Here is a 227-nt window from a genome sequence, read left to right as displayed (position 1 = left end):
ATGTGAATGGAAATGCCGTCGCTCAACGGATAAAAGCTACCCTGGGGATAACAGGCTGATCTCCCCCAAGAGTCCACATCGACGGGGAGGTTTGGCACCTCGATGTCGGCTCATCGCATCCTGGGGCTGAATTCGGTCCCAAGGGTTTGGCTGTTCGCCAATTAAAGCGGTACGCGAGCTGGGTTCAGAACGTCGTGAGACAGTTCGGTCCCTATCTGTTGCGGGCG

At 56.4% G+C, this 227-nt stretch carries 1 rRNA gene; it reads left to right on the top strand.

What is annotated here, in order from left to right:
• Nucleotides 1-227, top strand: a 23S ribosomal RNA gene (locus tag WS34_RS15260); the annotation flags it as partial.

Source organism: Odoribacter sp. N15.MGS-14, assembly GCF_000980245.1.
Classification (GTDB): domain Bacteria; phylum Bacteroidota; class Bacteroidia; order Bacteroidales; family Marinifilaceae; genus Odoribacter; species Odoribacter splanchnicus.
Note: the sequence above shows the minus strand (reverse complement) of the source record. Positions and strands in the feature narration are given on the sequence as shown.